At 58.0% G+C, this 19,382-nt stretch carries 19 protein-coding genes and 2 tRNA genes; 9 read left to right on the forward strand and 12 right to left on the reverse strand.

Going from position 1 to position 19,382, the window contains the following annotated elements:
• Positions 1-73: 73 nt before the first annotated feature.
• From VNZ65_RS09210 to VNZ65_RS09230, 5 genes are all read right to left on the reverse strand, one after another.
• Positions 74-832 carry a LytR/AlgR family response regulator transcription factor gene (locus VNZ65_RS09210; RefSeq protein ID WP_061938823.1) on the reverse strand — a complete coding sequence of 253 codons (759 nt, stop codon included), beginning with the start codon at positions 830-832 and terminating at the stop codon, positions 74-76.
• Between the two features lie 20 nt (positions 833-852).
• The gene (locus tag VNZ65_RS09215) at positions 853-1,569 is read right to left on the reverse strand and encodes a head GIN domain-containing protein (RefSeq protein WP_325668224.1); all 717 of its coding nucleotides are present in this window, start codon (positions 1,567-1,569) and stop codon (positions 853-855) included.
• A gap of 13 nt (positions 1,570-1,582) precedes the next feature.
• Positions 1,583-3,001, reverse strand: coding sequence for a sensor histidine kinase (locus tag VNZ65_RS09220; protein ID WP_325668226.1), 1,419 nt, complete (start codon positions 2,999-3,001; stop codon positions 1,583-1,585).
• A 97-nt stretch (positions 3,002-3,098) separates the two neighbouring features.
• Positions 3,099-3,371 (reverse strand): hypothetical protein, encoded by a 273-nt coding sequence (locus VNZ65_RS09225; RefSeq protein ID WP_325668228.1) that lies wholly within the window; start codon positions 3,369-3,371, stop codon positions 3,099-3,101.
• A gap of 58 nt (positions 3,372-3,429) precedes the next feature.
• The gene (locus tag VNZ65_RS09230) at positions 3,430-3,753 is read right to left on the reverse strand and encodes a hypothetical protein (protein WP_325668230.1); all 324 of its coding nucleotides are present in this window, start codon (positions 3,751-3,753) and stop codon (positions 3,430-3,432) included.
• A 398-nt stretch (positions 3,754-4,151) separates the two neighbouring features.
• Here VNZ65_RS09230 and cysT point away from each other — a divergent pair, with 398 nt between their 5' ends.
• The 5 genes from cysT to VNZ65_RS09255 all read left to right on the forward strand — a co-directional run bounded on the left by cysT (position 4,152) and on the right by VNZ65_RS09255 (position 9,701).
• Positions 4,152-5,027 carry a sulfate ABC transporter permease subunit CysT gene (cysT, locus tag VNZ65_RS09235; protein WP_325668232.1) on the forward strand — a complete coding sequence of 292 codons (876 nt, stop codon included), beginning with the start codon at positions 4,152-4,154 and terminating at the stop codon, positions 5,025-5,027.
• A gap of 60 nt (positions 5,028-5,087) precedes the next feature.
• Positions 5,088-6,014 carry a sulfate ABC transporter permease subunit CysW gene (gene cysW / locus VNZ65_RS09240; protein WP_325668256.1) on the forward strand — a complete coding sequence of 309 codons (927 nt, stop codon included), beginning with the start codon at positions 5,088-5,090 and terminating at the stop codon, positions 6,012-6,014.
• Positions 6,011-7,099 (forward strand): sulfate ABC transporter ATP-binding protein, encoded by a 1,089-nt coding sequence (locus VNZ65_RS09245; protein ID WP_325668234.1) that lies wholly within the window; start codon positions 6,011-6,013, stop codon positions 7,097-7,099. The genes cysW and VNZ65_RS09245 overlap by 4 nt, the downstream gene beginning before the upstream one ends.
• Before the next feature lie 10 nt (positions 7,100-7,109).
• Complete coding sequence (locus VNZ65_RS09250) at positions 7,110-8,099, forward strand: CysB family HTH-type transcriptional regulator (RefSeq protein ID WP_325668236.1); 990 nt, start codon at positions 7,110-7,112, stop codon at positions 8,097-8,099.
• A gap of 390 nt (positions 8,100-8,489) precedes the next feature.
• Complete coding sequence (locus VNZ65_RS09255) at positions 8,490-9,701, forward strand: NYN domain-containing protein (RefSeq protein ID WP_325668238.1); 1,212 nt, start codon at positions 8,490-8,492, stop codon at positions 9,699-9,701.
• Between the two features lie 58 nt (positions 9,702-9,759).
• Here VNZ65_RS09255 and VNZ65_RS09260 read toward each other — a convergent pair whose 3' ends face one another.
• The 4 genes from VNZ65_RS09260 to VNZ65_RS09275 form a co-directional block, all read right to left on the reverse strand.
• Positions 9,760-10,803 (reverse strand): quinone-dependent dihydroorotate dehydrogenase, encoded by a 1,044-nt coding sequence (locus tag VNZ65_RS09260; protein ID WP_325668239.1) that lies wholly within the window; start codon positions 10,801-10,803, stop codon positions 9,760-9,762.
• 104 nt (positions 10,804-10,907) lie between these two features.
• A complete protein-coding gene (locus tag VNZ65_RS09265; RefSeq protein WP_325668240.1) occupies positions 10,908-11,633 on the reverse strand; it encodes an arginyltransferase in 726 nt (241 codons plus the stop codon).
• A gap of 139 nt (positions 11,634-11,772) precedes the next feature.
• Complete coding sequence (gene aat, locus VNZ65_RS09270) at positions 11,773-12,516, reverse strand: leucyl/phenylalanyl-tRNA--protein transferase (RefSeq protein ID WP_325668242.1); 744 nt, start codon at positions 12,514-12,516, stop codon at positions 11,773-11,775.
• 18 nt (positions 12,517-12,534) lie between these two features.
• Positions 12,535-13,119, reverse strand: a complete 585-nt coding sequence (locus VNZ65_RS09275; protein ID WP_325668244.1) for an NUDIX hydrolase — start codon at positions 13,117-13,119, stop codon at positions 12,535-12,537.
• Between the two features lie 185 nt (positions 13,120-13,304).
• Here VNZ65_RS09275 and VNZ65_RS09280 point away from each other — a divergent pair.
• Both VNZ65_RS09280 and VNZ65_RS09285 read left to right on the forward strand, forming a co-directional pair.
• Positions 13,305-13,381 (forward strand) — tRNA-Met (locus VNZ65_RS09280).
• A gap of 83 nt (positions 13,382-13,464) precedes the next feature.
• Positions 13,465-13,541: transfer RNA gene (locus VNZ65_RS09285), tRNA-Met, on the forward strand.
• Positions 13,542-13,806: 265 nt separating this feature from the next.
• Here VNZ65_RS09285 and VNZ65_RS09290 read toward each other — a convergent pair.
• Entirely contained in the window at positions 13,807-14,799 is a 993-nt protein-coding gene (locus VNZ65_RS09290) for a HEAT repeat domain-containing protein (protein ID WP_325668246.1), read from the reverse strand.
• A gap of 252 nt (positions 14,800-15,051) precedes the next feature.
• On the opposite strand from VNZ65_RS09290, the gene VNZ65_RS09295 reads away from it, so the two are divergent.
• Positions 15,052-15,831, forward strand: coding sequence for an alpha/beta hydrolase (locus tag VNZ65_RS09295; protein WP_325668248.1), 780 nt, complete (start codon positions 15,052-15,054; stop codon positions 15,829-15,831).
• 129 nt (positions 15,832-15,960) lie between these two features.
• Here the strand turns inward: VNZ65_RS09295 and VNZ65_RS09300 are convergent, their stop codons facing one another.
• Positions 15,961-17,781, reverse strand: coding sequence for an FAD-binding oxidoreductase (locus VNZ65_RS09300; RefSeq protein WP_325668249.1), 1,821 nt, complete (start codon positions 17,779-17,781; stop codon positions 15,961-15,963).
• Between the two features lie 155 nt (positions 17,782-17,936).
• Between VNZ65_RS09300 and VNZ65_RS09305 the strand changes: the two genes are divergently transcribed.
• Complete coding sequence (locus VNZ65_RS09305) at positions 17,937-18,809, forward strand: LytTR family DNA-binding domain-containing protein (protein WP_325668251.1); 873 nt, start codon at positions 17,937-17,939, stop codon at positions 18,807-18,809.
• A gap of 337 nt (positions 18,810-19,146) precedes the next feature.
• Here the strand turns inward: VNZ65_RS09305 and VNZ65_RS09310 are convergent.
• On the reverse strand, positions 19,147-19,382 hold a 236-nt coding region (locus VNZ65_RS09310; protein WP_325668253.1), incomplete at its 5' end, for a hypothetical protein.

Consider the following 19,382-nt stretch of genomic DNA (forward strand, 5'->3'; position numbering starts at 1 on the left):
TTCCCGCGTTCGCGGGAATGACGCGGGACGCGTAGTCGGGTTGCCGAGACGGGGCCGCCGAGACGAGGTCGTCCTACATCTGCTTGAACAGATGGATGAAGCTGCGGCTCACTTCGAGTTTCTCGGTATGCCCCTTGACCAGCACCTGATGGCGGCCGCGCATGTCGCGCGTGATGCCGTCGATGGCGTTGACGTTGACCAGCGTGGCGCGGTGGATCTGCCAGAACAGGTCGGGATCGAGTTCTTCCGCCAGGTCGCGCACCGGCTTGCGGATCAGCGCTTCGTAAGTGGCGGTCTGGACGCTGGTGTATTTTTCATCGGAGCGGAAAAACAGGATTTCCTGCACCGGGATCAGGCGCAGCTGCTGGCCGATGCTGGCTTGTATCCATTGCAGGTAGACCGGCTTGGTGGCGATCCCCATCTGCTTGGCCAGCTGGGTCAGCATCGAGCTCATGTCGGTCGGTGCCGCACTGGTGCTCAGGCGCGCCTTGAGGCGCGTCACGGTCAAGGCCAGGCGCTCTGCCTCGGCCGGTTTCAGGATGTAGTCGACGGCGCCGTGTTCGAACGCTTCGATCGCGTATTCGTCGTAGGCGGTGATAAAAACGATGTGGCTTTTGCCGCCGATCTCCTGTGCTGCCTGCAAGCCGGTCTTGCCGGGCATGCGGATGTCGAGGAAGGTGAAGTCGGGTTCCAGCTGGTCGACCAGTTCGATGGCTTCATCGCCATTCTTGGCTTCGCCGAGGATTTCCAGTTCCGGCCACGCCTGGCTCAGGCGCAGGCGGATCTGGTCGCGCATCAGGCGCTCGTCGTCGGCAATGATTGCAGTAGGCATAGGCAGATGTTGGCAATAGTTTATCGTTTTTTGACTGAGCCGGAACCCATGATGCTGGAGCGCACCTGCGGGTCGCCCATATAGGATACATCGCCTGAGCCGGCGGTGGATACCGACAGCTGCTTGCTGGCATAGACATGGGCGTCGCCGCTGCCGACGATCGAGACGTGGGTGCTTTCCGCCATCAGGTCGAAGCCGTCGTAGTCGCCGCTGCCGGCGATCGAGATGCGCAGGTCGCGGGTCCTGCCCTTGACCTTGATGTCGCCGGCGCCGGCGATGGACGCATTGACGTTAGGCGCATTCAGCTCGCCGCTGACAGTGCCGGAACCGGCGATCGAGATCTTGATGGTGTCTTTGGCGCTCAGTTTTCCCAGCACCTTGAGGTCGCCGGAGCCGAAGATGCTGAGGCCGTTGACGTCCGGCGCGGTGAGGTAAACGTTGACGTTGGTGTTGTGGAACATCCTGCTGCCGCCCGAAATGACGCGCAGCACGGAGCCGCTGACATCCAGCCGGACCTGGGATGCGCCGTTGCCTTCGGCTTCGATCACGGCCGGCTTGGCCGGTCCCTGGGTCAGGTAGACATTCACCGCATCCATGATTTCCACCTGCTGGAAACTGTCCACCTGGCGCTCGGTCTTGTTCACGTCTGCAGCCACGCTAGGGCTGCAGCTGAGCAATGGGATCATTGCGGCGGTAGCCAGTGCAAAAAAGAAAGCAAAGCGTGAGGGCGATTTCATATATGTGTTCCTGTTACTTCTGTGGCGAATTTGAGTCCTGTGCTGGCGCTTTCTTGCCGTTGCCGACGACCTGGTAAGGTACTTCAATCGTCGAGCATACGCCGCTCGGTGTATTGGGTGCGATCTCCAGTTGGGCGGCGTTGCCGTGCAACAGTTTGAGGCGATCGCGGATGCTTTGCAATCCCAGCCCGGTGCCGTTGCTGGCGACGGCGCCGAAACCGAGGCCGTCATCGGTGACGCTGACGCGCAGCTTATTGTCGGCGACTTCTGCCTTGATGCGCAAGGTGCCGCCGTCGGTCTTGCTTTCCAGGCCGTGCTTGATGGCGTTTTCCGCCAGCGATTGCAGCATCATCGGCGGGAAGGCGGCGCTGCGCAGGCCGTCGGAAACCTGGATGTCCACGGTCAGGCGTTCTTCCATGCGCATCTTCAGCAAGTCCAGGTAAGCCCGCACGATGTCGACTTCGCGGCCGAGCGTGGTGACGGTGGCGGTTTCGCGCATTTGCGGCAGCACGGCGCGCAGGTACTGGATCAGGCGTTTTTGCATGGCCGAGGCGCGCGGCGGATCGGTTTCGATCAGGTAGTCGACCGAGGCCAGGGTGTTGAACAGGAAGTGCGGTTCCACCTGGGCCTGGATCATCTGCATCTTGGCTTCCGATACTTCGCGCTGCAGGTTGGCGTGCTCGGCGGCGGCGTTGGCGGCCTGGGCCCGTGCTTCAGCGCGCTTCTTGCCGCCCATCAGGGCCTTGGTGCCGAACAGGCCGATCATCAGCAGCAACACAAAATTCACGAACCATTCTGACGACTTCTTCTGGTAGCGGGCAACCTGCTGCTCCGCTTTCTCGGCGGCCGCTTCATGGATCGCGGCGACGGCGTCGTTGATTGCCTGGTTGACGTCCTGGGCGGCATCCGGCGGCAGCTTCAGGTCCAGGCTGGCTGCATTGGGTGCGGCCGGTGCGGCCGGCGGCGCCGGTGGTGCGGACGGTTCCTTGTGTTCCTGCTTGGCGTCGGATGCGGCTGACGCGGCCTTGCCGGCAGCTTCGTTGTCGCTGTCTTCATCCATCGGTCCAGGAGTCGCCGCGGCCGAGGCCGGCGTGCTGGCGGCATCGCTGTTGTCGTCGTAGGTATAAGCCTTGATATGGACGCCGCTGCCATCGATGCGGATATCGGCATTGCCCGGACCGGCTTTGCCCGGCTTGGCGGGCGGTTTGCGGTCATGCCGGCTGACGCGGTCGATGATCACTACGTCGCTATTCGAAGAGAACAGCGTGTCCTGCAAGATGCTGGCGCCGATCATGACCAGTATCGCGAACAGGAAAAACTTCCACCATGAAAGTTGCGTCACCCAGCTCGCTATCTTGTCGAAACTCTGCGACAGGTAGGCTGTGGCAGTGGAAGTATTTTTCTTCAGCGAGTCGAGCGTTTCAGGAGTCATAGAGTGGCAAACCAGGTTGTGCGGCAACTTTCAAAGTTGCCGTCATTTTAAACGTAACGGCCCCGGCAGTCTGGCCGTTTTACTAGGGAATTCGGTGTCAAAGCGCGCTGAGCGCTGCAGTCGCGGTGCCGGCGTTTTTCTTGCGTGCTACTTTCTTCATGTTCAGGGCGCGGTCTTGCGCGGCATACATGGCTTTTTCTTCTGGCGTCAGGCGTTTGCCGACGATGACGATGGGCGGCATCAGCAGTGGGATCTCGTCTGCCTTGGCGGCGGTTTGCTTGGCTGCGCTGGCGGCCATGACAGGTACTGCGCTTGTACTCAAGGTCGCTAACAAGGCGGCGGCGACCAGCAATTTTGATGACGTGTTCATTTGCATTCTCCGGGTGTGGATCTGCGACTAAACGATGCTTAAGCAGCAGATAAAGGTCTTAAATGACTGCTTTCTTGTGATTGCCTTCGCCTTGCGCCAGTACGGCTTTCTGATCGCGGCTGAGGCGCTTGGCGACGATGGTGATGGTCGGCAGGCTGTCATCCTGCTGTGCCAGGGCCAGCTTTTCTTGCGCTGTCAGGCGCTTGCCGACGATGGTCACGGTTGCCAGCAGGTCGCTGTGGACTGGGCGTTTGCCGATGATGGTGATGGTTGGCAGGGTCGAGACTTCAGCTTGCTGCGGTGCTGCCTGGGCCGAACTGACGCCGAAGGCCAGGGTAGCGATGGACAGGATGGCGATCAGGGCTTTGTTTGCTGTGTTCATTTGTATTCTCCGTTGAGTGACTTGTTTAGGTGTCTTGCGTTGTTGCATGTCGTCACTTTAGGGAGGGGCAGGACAAGTCGCCAGCGGCTTGCGACAAGTTGCAGGAAATGCGGGACAGAATACAAAAAAGCGGGACTGGACTGCTTCGGATTCAGGGCGGATCGAGAGTGAATTTTGTGGCTTTAGAGGCTGCTAGCCCCGCAGAAGGCGGTTTGGCGGCTGGTTTTCCGTATTTTCAACTTGTTTTAAAGGCAATTGAAAAGGTGTTGAACTGCGCTATTCGGTATTTCCCTTATGCAAATTGATTCTATGCACATGCAAAAAAGTTCGTTCTCTTTATAACAAACCGATGCGAATATCATCGTTCTTTAGCCGTATTTGTAATAAGAGGACGATGCATGACCGCCGCCGTTTTTCCTATCAGTAGCCTTGCCAGCAAGTCCGCCGCGCCGTTTCGCGTGATGCCCGGGTTTCGCCTGTCGCTCGGGTTTACCCTGTTTTACCTGGCGCTGATCGTACTGATCCCCTTGTCGGCCGTGTTTCTCAAAACCTTCACCCTGAGCTGGGATGGCTTCATCGCCGCCGTCACTTCGCCGCGGGTAATGGCTTCCTATCGCCTGACTTTCGGCGCCTCCTTATTAGCAGCGCTGCTGAATGCCTTCTTTGGCGGCATCGTGGCCTGGGTGCTGGTGCGCTACGAATTTCCCGGCAAGAAGCTGATCGACGCCCTGGTCGACCTGCCGTTTGCCTTGCCGACAGCGGTGGCCGGCATCGCCCTGACCGCGCTGTACTCCGGCAACGGCTGGATTGGCCAGTATCTGGAGCCGCTCGGTATCAAGGTCGCGTTTACCCCGCTGGGAGTGCTGGTGGCGCTTACCTTCATCGGCTTGCCGTTCGTGGTGCGCACCGTGCAGCCGGTGCTGGAAGATGCCGAGAAAGAACTGGAAGAAGCCGCCGCCAGCCTCGGCGCCAACCACTGGCAGACATTTGCCCGGGTGATTTTTCCAACGGTCTTCCCGGCCTTGCTGACCGGCTTCGCCTTGTCCTTCGCCCGCGCCACCGGCGAATACGGCTCGGTGATCTTCATCGCCGGCAATATGCCGATGGTGTCGGAGATCACCCCCTTGTTCATCATTACCAAGCTGGAGCAGTACGATTACGCCGGCGCCACGGCGATCGCTGTTGTCATGCTGACAGTGTCGTTCCTGCTGCTGCTGGCAATCAATGTCCTGCAAGCCTGGACCCGCAAGCGCGGCCAGTCGGCGCAAGCATAGGAGCCCGACGTGAGCGCAACCGCCAGTAATTTCAATCCCGTCGCCGCCAATGCCGCAGCCGTGGCCAGGCCGCAGCCGCGCGGCGAACCTATTCACGTGCCGAACGCGACCCTGGAGCCGTTGTGGGTGCGCGCACTGTTAATGACCTTGGCGCTGCTGTTCCTCACCCTGTTCCTGGTGGTGCCGCTGCTGTCGGTGTTTGCCGAAGCCTTCAAGAAAGGCTGGGAAGCCTATCTGGCGGCGATCATCGAGCCGGACGCGGTGAGCGCCATCAAGCTGACCTTGCTGACGGCGGCGATTGCCGTGCCGCTCAACCTGGTGTTCGGCATCGCCGCCTCCTGGACCATCGCCAAGTTCGAATTCCGCGGCAAGAACATCCTGCTGACCCTGATCGATCTGCCGTTCTCGGTATCGCCGGTGATTTCCGGCCTGATCTATGTCTTGCTGTTCGGCGCCCAGGGCTGGTTCGGCCCCTGGCTGCGCGAGCATGACATCAAGATCCTGTTTGCCGTGCCGGGCATCGTGCTGGCGACCGTGTTCGTGACCTTTCCGTTTGTCGCCCGCGAACTGATTCCGCTGATGCAGGCGCAGGGCAGCGAAGAGGAAGAGGCGGCGCTGGTGCTGGGCGCTTCCGGCTGGAAGACTTTCCGCCATGTGACGCTGCCGAATATCAAGTGGGGCCTGCTGTACGGCGTGATCCTGTGCAATGCGCGCGCCATGGGCGAGTTCGGCGCGGTCTCGGTGGTGTCGGGCCATATCCGCGGCGAGACCAACACCATTCCCTTGCAAGTCGAGATCTTGTACAACGAATACAACTTCCAGGCCGCCTTCGCGGTAGCTTCATTGCTGGCGTTCCTGGCGCTGCTGACGCTGGCGCTGAAATCGTTCATCGAATGGCGTTTGCGGGAAACGCTGCCGTTGCAGCATCAGCCACTGAGTCAGCCACTGCATCAGCCGGCACAACCATCAGCACAGGAGCAGGCATGAGCATCCAGGTAAGCAACATCAACAAGCGTTTCGGCGAATTTGTCGCCCTCAATAATGTGTCGCTGGAATTTCCGACCGGCGAGCTGACCGCGCTGCTGGGACCGTCCGGCTGCGGCAAGACCACCTTGCTGCGGATTATCGCCGGCCTCGAAGCGCAGGACAGCGGCCAGGTCTTGCTGGAAGGCGAAGATGCGTCCGCGCGCCATGTGCGCGAGCGCCAGGTCGGCTTTGTGTTCCAGCATTACGCCTTGTTCAAGCACATGACCGTCTTTGAAAACATCGCCTTCGGTTTGCGCGTCAAGCCGCGCGCCCAGCGTCCCAGCGAAAGCGTGATCAAGGAAAAGGTTACGCGTCTGCTGGAGCTGGTGCAGCTGGACTGGCTGGCCGACCGCTACCCGCCGCAGCTGTCCGGCGGCCAGCGCCAGCGCATCGCCCTGGCGCGCGCGCTGGCGGTGGAGCCGCGCGTGCTGCTGCTGGACGAGCCGTTTGGCGCGCTCGACGCCAAGGTGCGCAAGGAATTGCGGCGCTGGCTGCGGCGCCTGCACGACGAACTGCATGTCACCAGCATTTTCGTCACCCATGACCAGGAAGAAGCGCTGGAAGTGGCGGACCAGATCGTGCTGATGAATAAGGGCAATGTGGAGCAGACAGGGGCGCCGCAGCAGGTCTACGACAATCCGGCTTCGCCCTTTGTGTATGGCTTCCTGGGTAACGTCAACCTGTTCCATGGCCGCGTGCATCAGGGCGTGCTGGACAGCGGCGGCATGCGTTTCGCCGCGCCCGACCATGCCGAGGCCGACGATGTGCAGGGCATTGGCTATGTGCGGCCGCACGACCTCGAGATCGACCGCTACAGCGCCGGCGGCGAGGGCATCGTGGTGCAGCTCAAGCGCGCCCACGCCATCGGCCCGCTGGCGCAGCTGGAACTGCAGCGCCGCGATGCTGATGACAATGGCGACGCCGGCCTGATCGAAGCCGTGATTTCCAGCGAACGCTTCCAGCAACTCAATCTGAAAGATGGCGAAACCCTGCTGGTGCGTCCGCGCCGCCTGCAGGTGTTCGTCGATCAGCCTTCCATCCGCTAAGGAGAATACAATGAATTTTCAGCAATTACGCTCGATCCGCGAAGCAGCGCGCTGCGGCTTCAACCTGACTGAAGTGGCCAATGTCCTGTTCACCTCGCAACCCGGCGTCAGCCGCCAGATCCGCGAACTGGAAGAAGAACTCGGGGTCGATATCTTCATCCGCAACGGCAAGCGCCTGATCGGCCTGACCGATCCCGGCAAAGGCATCCTGAAAATCGTCGAACGGCTGCTGCAGGAAGCGGAAAACCTGCGCCAGGCCAGCCAGGAATATTCCGGCGAAACCAGCGGCACTCTGACCATCGCCGCCACCCATACGCAGGCGCGCTACGCCTTGCCGCGCGTGGTGCAGGGCTTCCGCGCCAGTTTCCCGGATGTCCGCATCGCCTTGCAGCAAAGTTCGCCCGAACATATCGCCGACTGGGTCATCTCGGGCAAGGCCGATGTCGGCATCGCCACCGAGGGCCTGACCCAGTTCAAGGAACTGATTTCTTTCCCTTGCTACGAATGGAGCCACGTGCTGGTGGTGCCGGAAGGCCATCAGCTGCTGGCGGTCGAGGGACCGATCAGCCTGGCCGACTTGGCCGCCTATCCTTTGATCACCTACGACATCGGCTTCACCGGCCGTGGCCACATCGACGACGCTTTCCGCAAGGCAGGCATCACGCCGGACATCGTCCTGACCGCGATGGATTCCGACGTCATCCAGCAATATGTGGCGCTCGGGCTGGGGATTGGCCTGGTGGCGTCGATGGCGACCGAACACAGCAGCCAGAACGGCTTGCGCACGATCGATGTGTCGCACCTGCTGGCCTCCAATGTGACGCGGCTGGCGGTGCGGCGCGGCGCCTACCTGCGTTCGTATACCTATGATTTCATCTTGCAGTTTGCACCGCAGCTCAAGCGTGAAGACATCATCGAAGCGCTGCACGCGGAGCCGCACAGCGCCGGCAGCAGCGTACACAAGGTGGATTTTGAAGAGCGCGTCCTGAAGATCGCCTGATCCGAGAACATGCTCTAAATAACTGCCTGCTGCGTTCTGGTCACGCTGCCGTCATATTGCAACGCTACGATTCGTCTGTCTCCTCCGAATCTCCTCTCTAGGTTCGGATTCAGCCCGCTGCCGCAAGGCCTGGCGGGCTTTTTTTTGCGTGTTTCCGTACCAGCGACGGAAAATCCATACAGATCAATGACTTGCTGCTGAGTTGACGGAGTTATCCACAGGCATGTTCACAATTTCTGTGGGTAACTTGTAACGGGCGCCGCTTCTCGTCGGTCCTGCATAGTTGGCTATAATCGATAGCTTGGATGTCCGCTATAGCGCATGATCATCAAGTTCATCTCCTCAAGCCCAGCCCTTCAAGCCCGACTATCACTGGAAAACAATCAATTTATGGCCTCATCCCCGGAAAACCTCAGCATGGCAGTGTTCTGCGACTTTGAAAACGTCGCCCTCGGCGTACGCGATGCAAAATACGAAAAGTTCGACATCAAGCCGGTGCTGGAACGCCTGCTGCTTAAGGGCAGCATCGTCGTCAAGAAAGCTTACTGCGACTGGGAGCGCTACAAGGAGTTCAAGGCCACCATGCACGAGGCCAATTTCGAGCTGATCGAAATCCCGCATGTGCGCCAGTCCGGCAAGAATTCAGCCGACATCCGCCTGGTGGTGGATGCGCTCGATCTCTGCTACATGAAATCGCATGTCAACACCTTCGTCATCATCAGCGGCGATTCCGATTTCTCGCCGCTGGTCTCGAAGTTGCGCGAGAACGCCAAGCAAGTGATCGGCGTCGGCGTCAAGCAATCGACTTCCGACCTGCTGGTTGCCAACTGCGACGAATTCATCTTTTATGACGATCTGGTGCGCGAGAGCCGGCGCGCGGCCGCCAAGCGCGGCACGCGGGAAACGCAGCCGGCGGCCAAGCGTTCGCCCGACGAAGAAAAGCGCCGCAAGGCAGAGCTGGAGGGACGCAAGAACCAGGCGATCGAGATGGCGGTGGAGACTTTCGATGCGCTGGTATCCGAGCGCGGCGACAGCGGCAAGATCTGGGCATCCGTGCTGAAAGAGGCGATCAAGCGGCGCAAGCCCGATTTCAGCGAGTCCTACTATGGCTTCCGTGCTTTCGGCAATTTGCTGGAAGAGGCGCAGGCGCGCGGGCTGCTCGAATTCGGCCGTGACGAGAAATCGGGGACTTATGTATACCGGAGTAGCGGCGGCAGTGGCAATAATGGCGGCACGGTTGCCGGCGAAGTCGTGGCGGAACAGCCGGCGGAAGCGTCGTTGCCGCAACAGAAAGCGAGAGAAACCGTCGCGGCCATAGAGACAGCGGCGGCCGCGGCCGAAGCTGAAGACAGCGGCGCCAAACCGGAAACCCGTCGCAAGGGACGCGGAGGCCGCAAGCCAGCCGAAAAGAAAATCGCAGCGCCTGCTCCGCAAGTTGCCGCGCAGGATGTCAATATTGCGCCGGAAGCGCCGGCAGCTGTGGAAGCACCGCTTCAGCCGCCTGAGGAAGCACCGGCCAAGGCGGCAAAAACTGCCCGCAAGCCCGCCGCTGCACGCAGCCGTCGCCCACGTAAAACAGAAGCCAAGCCCGACGAGGCTTGATGCGGGACGGCGGCGATTTTATGTATTAGGGTAGCGCTCAGGCGCTACCTTGCTCGCATCAGTTTTTCTGATGCAGAGCCGCCGCGCATTCGCGCACCAGCGCAGGGCCGCGATAAATCAGGCCGCTATACAGTTGCACCAGCGCTGCCCCTGCGGCGATCTTGGCTTGCGCATCGGCGCCGCAGAAAATCCCGCCGACGCCGATGATCGGCAGGGCGTCGCCCAGTTCGCCGTGCAGCTGGCGCACCACGCTGGTCGACAGGGCCAGCACCGGCGCGCCGGACAGGCCGCCGGCCTCGTTCTCGTGCTGCAAGCCGCGCACGGCGTCGCGGCTGATGGTGGTGTTGGTGGCGATGACGCCGTCGATCTTATGCCGCAGCAAGGCATCGGCGATGGTCTTGATCTGTTCCGCATCGATGTCCGGCGCAATCTTCAGCGCCAGCGGCACGTAGCGCTTGTGCAGGTCGGCCAGCCGCTGCTGGGTTTCCTTCAGCTGCGCCAGCAGCGCGTCCAGCTCGGAGGCGCCTTGCAGCTGGCGCAGGTTCTTGGTGTTGGGCGAGGAAATGTTCACCGTCACATAGCTGGCATAGGGATAGACTTTTGCCAGGCAATACAGATAGTCTTCGGCGGCGCGCTCGATCGGCGTGTCGGCGTTCTTGCCGATGTTCAGCCCGAGCACGCCCTGGCGTTCCTGGTAGAAGCGCGAGGCCTGGACATTGGCGACGAAGGCGTCGACGCCGCCATTGTTGAAGCCCATGCGGTTGATGATGGCGTTGGCGGCCGGCAGGCGGAACATGCGTGGCTTCGGATTGCCTGCCTGGGCACGCGGCGTCACCGTACCGATCTCGATCGAGCCGAAGCCGAGCGCCGCCAGGCCGTCGATATAGGCGCCGTCCTTGTCCAGCCCGGCTGCCAGTCCGACCGGATTGGGGAAGGTGATGCCCATCACGGTACGCGGATCGGTCGCCGGCTTGCCCAGCAGCGAGGTCAGCCCCAGCGCGGCGGCGCGGCGCAGGGCCGGCAAGGTCAGGTTGTGGGCGGCTTCCGGATCGAGGGAGAACAGGGCAGGGCGGGCGAAGGCGTACAGGAGTTTGGCGGGCACGATAGAGGCGGCTGTATAAAGAGTGCAGATTGATCGGAAATTAGCGGAAAACGGCGCCGCAAGCCATGCCGGCAGCGCGCTGCACGTGCTACGTTCAGCGGCAGCTATTCTAACGCACTCCATTGCCCATGCTGTAGCGCTTCCAGCGGCTGGAAGTTGACTTTGTAAGCCATTTTCGGACTTTCTTCTATCCAGTAGCCGAGGTAGACATAGGGCATGCCCAGTTGCTTGGCCTGGCCGATCTGCCACAGGACGTTATAGGTACCGTAGGAAGCGCCCGGCACATCGGGATCGTAAAAGGTATAGACAGAGGACAAGCCGTCATTCAAGACATCGATGATGCTGACCATGCGCAAGGTGCCGTCGGCTTCGCGGAATTCTACCAGCCGGGTATTCACCTTGCTCTGCAGCAGGAACTGCGCGTACTGGTCGCGGCTGTCCTGATCCATGCCGCCGCCGCTGTGGCGCGCGGTCTGGTAGCGCAGGTAGAGATCGTAGTGTTCGTTGACATACGCCAGGTTGGTCACCAGCGTGGTCAGGTGGCAGTGGCGCTCCCAGGCGCGGCGCTGGCTGCGGTTGGGCTGGAACGAAGCCGCCAGCGTGCGCACCGGCGTACACGCCTGACAGCCGTCGCAATACGGGCGGTAGGTAAAGATGCCGCTGCGGCGGAAACCGTTTTTCACCAGTTCCGAATAGACATCGGCATTGATCAGGTGCGACGGCGTCGCCACCTGCGAACGTGCCTGGCGGTGCTCCAGGTAGCTGCACGGGTAGGGCGCGGTGGCGTAAAACTGTAGCGTCGAAAATGGCAGATCTTTTAAGTGCGTCATGTGCATTCCGGCTGATCTGAATCTCTGGATTTCATCACGTTTAGCTGTCTGGCTGATGCAACGTAAGTTAACATTTTCATTGTGCAGCCGACACTGCTAATTTACACCGTAATTCCGGTTTGCATAAGGCCGCTTATTGCTAAACAACTTCGCTAAACAACGGTAACGGCTGCCAGTGGTGGATCTGCGGATGGCGGGTGGCTTGCTGCAAGTGCAGCAGAAACTCGCTGCGCGGGATCGGCAATGCGCCCAGCGACGCCAGGTGGCCGGTCTCTTGCTGGCAATCGATCATGCCGACTTCGTGGCGGCGCAGGAAATGCACCAGGTAAGCCAGGGCGATCTTGGAAGCGTCGCTGACCCGGGTAAACATCGATTCGCCGTAAAACATGCGGCCGATGCTGACGCCGTAGGCGCCGCCGACCAGTTTGCCGTCCAGCCACACCTCCGAGGAATGGGCATAGCCGAGCTTATGCAAGGCGCGGTAGCCGGCCACGATGTCTTCCGAAATCCAGGTGCCGGCGCCGTCGCGCCGCGGCGCCGCACAGGCCCGCATGACCTGCTCGAAAGCGAAGTCGAAGCGGACTTGCCAGCGGCGGTCGCCGTCGGGGCAATGCATGCTGCGGTGCACTTTGCGCAAGGTCTTGCGCAGGCTGGCGGAGATGGCGAAGCGGTCGGTCTGCAGCACCATGCGCGGATCGGTGCTCCACCAGAGTATCGGCTGGTTTTCAGAGAACCAGGGAAAGATGCCATGGCGATAGGCGTCCAGCAGGCGCCGTGGCGACAGGTCGCCGCCGGCCGCCAGCAAGCCGCCGGCGCCATCCTCTTCGGTGAGCGCGGTGCTGACGTCGGGAAAAGGGCTGTCCAGCTCTAGCCAGGGGATCATGGCGGCTCCGGCGCTAGCTCATTTCGGCGCCAGGCCTGGGCGCATGGGTTTGAAAATATCTTGCGTATGCAGGCTGAAATGGCCGCCTTCCTGGCGGATTTTCTTGAGATCGGAGAAGAAGGCGCGCAAGGTGATCTCGACTGTCGGGAAGGCGATCTCTTCCCACGGGATTTCCGCTTCCGTAAACAGGGCCACCTCCAGGCTTTCAATGCCGGCGGCGTAATCGATATCCAGCAGGGTGGCGCGGTAGAACAGGTGCACCTGATGCACGTGCGGCACATTCAGCAAGGAAAACAGCTCGTGCAGATGGATGCGCGCGCCGGCTTCTTCCTCGGTTTCGCGCTGCGCCGCGGCGCCGGTGGTTTCGCCGTTTTCCATGAAGCCGGCCGGCAGGGTCCAGAAACCGTATTGCGGCTCGATCGCGCGTTTGCACAGCAGCACCCGCAACTCACCGTCCCGTTCCCAGACCGGGATCGAGCCAATCACCATTTTCGGGTTTTGGTAATGAATGGCGCCGCAGTTGCCGCAGACATAACGCATGCGGTTGTCGTCCGGCGGGATTTGCAGGCTGACGGGATGCGCGCATTCGGAACAGAATTTCATAGACACCGGTATGTGGTTTGAACGATGGTGAAGCGGGTTCACGATCATGTTAATTGGGAATAATGTCTAGCATAACAGGGTAGTTGAAGAGTTTAGCATTGCCCAATCGCCATATGCTTTCTTAATACAATTGTCAGTATTGGTTGCATTGCACTGCAATACGATATATACTTTCATTCTTCAGACGCGGGGTGGAGCAGTCTGGCAGCTCGTCGGGCTCATAACCCGAAGGTCGTAGGTTCAAATCCTGCCCCCGCAACCAGTTACAGCAAGAAGGCTGGCAATATCAGGCTTCTTGCGCATCAAGCCTTAAGTGGAAATCGCTTAAGGCTTTTTATATTCAGACGCGGGGTGGAGCAGTCTGGCAGCTCGTCGGGCTCATAACCCGAAGGTCGTAGGTTCAAATCCTGCCCCCGCAACCAATAAAAGACGGACCGGCTACTAACGTAGTAGCCGGTCCGTTTTCATTTTGGCCCAGACTTAATCGCCTTGTAATTCAATTTGCATTCCCCCGCAGATACCGTGCAGAATGATATGGGCGGCTAAGCTGCTGTCTTGCAGTGCGCTGGATAGGTCCATTAACATTTCTTTGTGAAAAACACCTCTGAGAACAAAAACTCTCAGAGGTGTTTTCATAAGTGCAATCAACAATGAATCAAATCGCTGTCGACAATACTGAAAGACTGATTACATGTATAACGCGATGATTTCGTTTGTCCAGCGCGCTTCCTTGTCAGTCTTGTTCTTGAAATTTTCCCGCTGTTTTTGCAGATAAGCCAGACTTTCTGGTGTTCCCAGATCGCCAATCGCTTTCAGCGCCATGGCACGGTCTTGCCATATGCCGCCAGTTGATTCGTAGCGGTCAGTAAGAAATTTCAGCTGATCGGTCGCCTTTAGAATGCCCAGTGACGAAAGGGCGGCAAGTCGAACATATTCACTTGAGTGTGAACTCAGTTTTACCAGTTCGGGTATGGCGATAGGATTGTTGCTAAAACCAAGCTGGTAGACGTCCAGATATGAGTCGCTCTGTGCTGCCCCATCTTTATTGATTTTGTCGATTAAAGCTGTGACCGTTTCTGTGCTTACCATCTGATGGAACAGTTTTTGGTTGATCTTGGCGGCCAGTTCCTTGATCAAGAGCGACAGCGAATCGTTATAGGTCGGATCGATTATTTCATCGAAGCTCCATACCGGCACTTTGGCGCGCTTGACATAAGCCGTGACACGCTGCGGTCCGTCAGCGGTCTCGACGTCGGCGCGCAAAGATGTGAATGTCACGAAGGGTGAAAATCCGCTAACGCGATGATTTTCAATATGAATGCGCTTGATCAGAATGCCGGTGCCATTTTCTCCAGCTGCGGCCAGTTTAACCGGCAGGTTGCGGGCATTCATTTCCTTGACTGTCTGCTTGGCAATCCAGGGGACGGCATCGAATGGCTTGTCCTGGTAAACCATTTGCATTGGAATCGTACCGCTTAGAATCTGCGCCTTGTCCGACTCCGATTGTTCATCCTTAAATAATAAAACCGTCTCAGGTATTGCTTTAGTTGTGTCATACGTTCCGGTGGACGAAACCGGATCTTTAATGGGCACTTTCATATTGATCGCGCAGCCTGACAGGAAAGCGATCGATATGACAATAGCTGTGACGCTTCGTAATGCGCTATTACGTAATTTCATTTATTTGCTGCCTTTCTTAGTATTATTTTTGGAGCCCGTATCGGGCAACCTCCTGGAGTGCTTCTCGCATTAGCGATGAGCTGCGGCATTCTATATTTTTGTTGAATATCTGACAAATAGATAAAATGTGAGCTCCCCCTCTCTGTCTTATTCACATCACAGCAAATAGCGCTTGTCTGTTAACCGAGGAAATTGGCAATTAAAAAAATAATGTAGACTTCAAACGGTCTAAAGGCTTGAGAATAATTGAGCATGAAAAGATTTACTTTTGATAGTGACGGCGTCTGCCTGTCTTACCTCGATTCCGGCGCTGACGCACCGTTATTGCTGGCAATGCATGGGCACTTTGGCTGCGCCCGCAATTTTTCGCCTTTGGCACAGGCGCTGGCGCAGGACTATCGCGTGGTCGCGTTGGATCAGCGTGGCCATGGCTGGAGTAAGCATCCTGAAGATTGCTCCAGAAGCGCCTATGTCAAGGACGTGCACAACCTGGTCAGGCATCTGAGCCCGCAACGCCCGCTGTTCTTGCTAGGGCATTCGCTTGGCGGAGTAAACGCCTACCAATTCGCAGCCCGGCATCCCGAGATGGTCAGTGCATTGGTGGTGGAAGACATCGGCGTGCACGTCTCCCCCAGGATCGGGTTCGCCGCCGGCTGGCCGCATCGATACGCCAGCTTGTCCGATTTGCTGGAACTACTGGCCGACAAGGGCCTAAGCGTCGATCGATATTTCCTGGATAGCGTTTGCGAATATGACGATGGCTGGGGTTTTCGTTTTAACCCGGATTGGATAGCGCGCTCCCAGCAAGCCGTGACTGGCGACTGGTCAGGCGACTGGCTGCAACTGCAATGCCCTACGTTGCTGTTGCACGGTACGCGCAGCAGGGACATGCGAACGGAAGATGGGCAGTGGATGCGGTCTAATCATCCCGATTGCAGCTATCTGGAGTTTTCCGCCGGCCATACTATCCATGATGAGTTGCCCGATGAATTTGCCGATGCGGTCAAGCGCTTCTTGCGCGCCAAGGCTTAAAGAAGAGCTTGTTCTTGACGGGACTACGCCGGACTTCTATCCAGGTGACAGCAAAGGATACGCCGAGGCCCACTGGACGCTGATGGTACGGACTGCTGTCGAACTGCGCGGCGTGCGCACAGGGTCACATCAGCTCCGAGATATACGTGTGAAGCCATCGGCACTCCACTCTTCACTTCCTACGCCATGATGGACAAAGAACAAGCCGTCGGGGTCATATTTTTTCTTGACGGTTTGCAGCCTGGAATAATTTTTCCCCCAAAAGGCCTGCTGCCAATCAGGATTGAAATAATTGCTTTCTGAAACGTAGGAGCCTGCATTGGGCACTATTTTATAGAGGGCTTGCGCAGCCAGATCGATCTGGCTGGCATCTTTAGCTGCCTCATCAACATCTACGCTTGTACCGGAAAGTCCCGGATAGGCAGGCTTCTCTCCATCGGCAATGATAACCAGTGCAAAGGCATCGCAAACAGCTGGATTCGTAGCGGTGTCCCTTGCATTCTTAATCATCTCCGGCATGGCGCCTGCAAGGCCTTTATTGAAATGAAGTTGCAATTCTTTATGGCGGCTGCTCTGGAACAAGGCATGCACGAATTGCTGGCGGTTTTCAGATTCAAGCAGAGACGACGGCAGCCAGAGTGAATCATAGCCATGCAAAAAAACGCCAACCTGGTCTTGATCGCCAGTCCACCATCCGTGATATTTTGGCGCGCCCTCGCGTTTGTCTGGAATCATGGAATGGTTACCTTCCACTTCCCACCAATGGCGTGCCTTGGATTCTCCTGCGCCCAGGCCGTCTACGATGGAAAAATCCTTGGATGATGCTTTTACCCAGTCAAAGAATGGCTGCCAAATCCGTTTCGCCTGTTGCCCATCGAGCCCCTGGCACACCATCGAAATCTTGAGTGTATTATCCGGCGCCAATGCAACCTGCTCACCCCAGTTCGGATTGAAGAGCTTGTCGGTGTAAAAATCCACGAAATGTTCGATCAATCGTTGAAATGCAGCATCCGAACCGGCTTTGATCGTTCCCCATGCGGCGCCGAAATACTCCGGGAGTGCGTAGGTGCGCAGCGTGATTTTCGTCACGATCCCCCAGCTTCCGCCGCCGCCGCCTTTGATGGCCCAGAACAGATCCGGATTTGTATGCGCGTTCACCACACGGACCAGGCCATCGGCGGTCACAATTTCGGCTTCCAGCAAATTCGACGCGGCGCTGCCAAATCCCTTAGAAAAACTGCCGAAGCCGCCACTCTGGATAAGCCCCGCGACGCCGACGTCAGCGCAACCGCCGCCTTGAACGTAATGCCCGGCCACTGTTGTCACCGCGTGATATAGATCAATCCAGACGGCGCCGGCCCCTGAAGTCACAGCACTGACAGGCGCGATTTTTCCTTCGCAGCCTGTCGGAACGAAACGTTCATGCAGCGTTACCTGGTTCATCGCCCGAGTCCAGATCAGCAGAGAGTCCGGCGCATTCGAGGTGCCCTGATAGCTGTGCCCGGCACCTTTGACCACCAGGCGCAGCTTGTTTTCGCGGGCAAAAGTCACTCCTGCAACCACATCTGCCGCATTTTGCGCCTTTATCGCATAGACGCTGGGCTCCGGCATCCAGGCGTTCAGCCAGCCCGAAACCTGAGTGCCCCCAGGCTGATCGCCTATATAAAACGGATTGCGCATATTCTGAGCAACATCCTTGCACGCAGCGCCCGTCGGTTCCGAAACACAAGGTGCAAACAGCGAATCCACCTTGATCAAATTGCCATTGACGGAGCGGCTCAATGCCGCCCAGGCTTCACTCGCCGGCCAGCCAGCGTCGCCCGGCCGGGCGCGTCTCCACAAAACAGCCGGGGAGTTGATCGCGGCCATGGCGCGAGTTGTCAAGCTGGCATTCACCAAGGACGCAAGTGTCAGAGATACGGACCAGTTTAAAAAGCTTCTTCTCTTCATTTCGGGCACCAGGCAGTTAAAGTGAGCTCAGTTTAATTTCTATCATTTCTATTGAGTCCATGTATGTGACGATGTGCTGGCAAGCGGGGACAAGTGGTGAATTTTGGGGATGATTTTTTTGCTACCATCTGGAAATATTCTAAAAATGGAACGCCATGTCTGCACCTCAACCCGATATGCTCGCGCGCTATCAACGATATCGTCGCTTCGTCGAACCTGGCCTCTGGATTGTCTTTTTGTGCTTACAGGTGCTAACTAACAGCCGAATCAGCTGGCTCGATCAAATGCGCCAGGGTGCGCATCTGGAGTGGTGGAAACCCGTGGTCTGGGAATCGAGCAGCTGCATGGTCTTGTTGTTGTTGATACCAGCAGTGATCGGCTTTGAGCGAAGGCTGCCGTTGCGGTGGGGGCTGATGCGTAGAAATCTGCGTTGGCATTTTGTTGCCAGTGTGGTGTTTTGCCTGGTGCATGTCAGCGCGATGGTGGCATTACGCAAGCTCGCTTATTTCAGCCAGCATCAAGATTATGATTTTGGCAATTGGTGGCATGAGCTAGGTTATGAATATCTGAAAGATATCCATACTTATTTTGCCATCATTATTGCCGTCAGTTTCTACCGCTTGATTTTGTTGCGCTGGCAAGGCGAAGCCAGCTTGCTGCAAGAACCGGATAGCGGGCAGCCGGTTGAACCGGTCGAGCGGCCGGAGCGCTTTCTGGTGCGCACGTTAGGCAAGGAGTTCTTGCTGCCGGCAGTGGAAATCGAATGGATACAAGCGTGGGGAAACTATGTCAATCTCCGCGTCAGGGGGCACGACTATCCTCTACGTTCAACCATGGCCGCGATTGAAAGGCGCATCGATCCAAAGCGGTTTGTGCGTATACATAGAAGCTATATTGCGAATCTCGACTTTGTTGTCGAGATCGAGCCGCTGGATAGCGGCGATGCACGGGCAAAACTGCGCGACGGACAACAAATTCCCGTAAGCCGCCGATATCGTGATGAGTTGCGAAAACTAGCTGTTCTATAGAATGGTTGGCGTATTTCGTTTCTAAAGACGTCGGGCGCCGGTTTTTGCTCATTCCGGCTAAAGACTCGCACTTGAGCCAGAGCTTGACGACTAGAAAAGTAGATATCTGATTCAGCTGCGTCGTCACCAAGATATAAATGTAGGCGAAATTTGGACGGAAAAGGAGATCTTTTGAGCCATCGCCAGACCTCGCGGTTTGTAATCCCCAGCATTTACGAGGTCTGCGATGGTCTGGTGTGGTTTGTTGTACTGACGCCGTGCGTCCCAAAATCCTCATGCAACGCACTTAGCGATGGCGATTTTCTATCCAGGCATACGGGACCGGCTGGCCGGCTCTCTAATTGAAACTGACATTCGTGATGAACCGGCGAGATGGCAGTGTCGTCAAGGCGAATTCTCTGGTGTCATGCTGGTCAATGTTCACGTTGACCAGGCCTAGTCCCAGAACCGAGACGCCGCCGCCCAGTGTCAAGTGTATGGCGTGGCTTTGGATGCTGGGGGATGCGCTATTCAATCCGCTGACTGCTCGCTCATTGAGCACCAGCGTGCCGCTAACCGGGACACTGATGAGGC

The organism is Collimonas sp., from assembly GCF_035566555.1.
Classification (GTDB): Bacteria; Pseudomonadota; Gammaproteobacteria; order Burkholderiales; family Burkholderiaceae_D; genus Collimonas.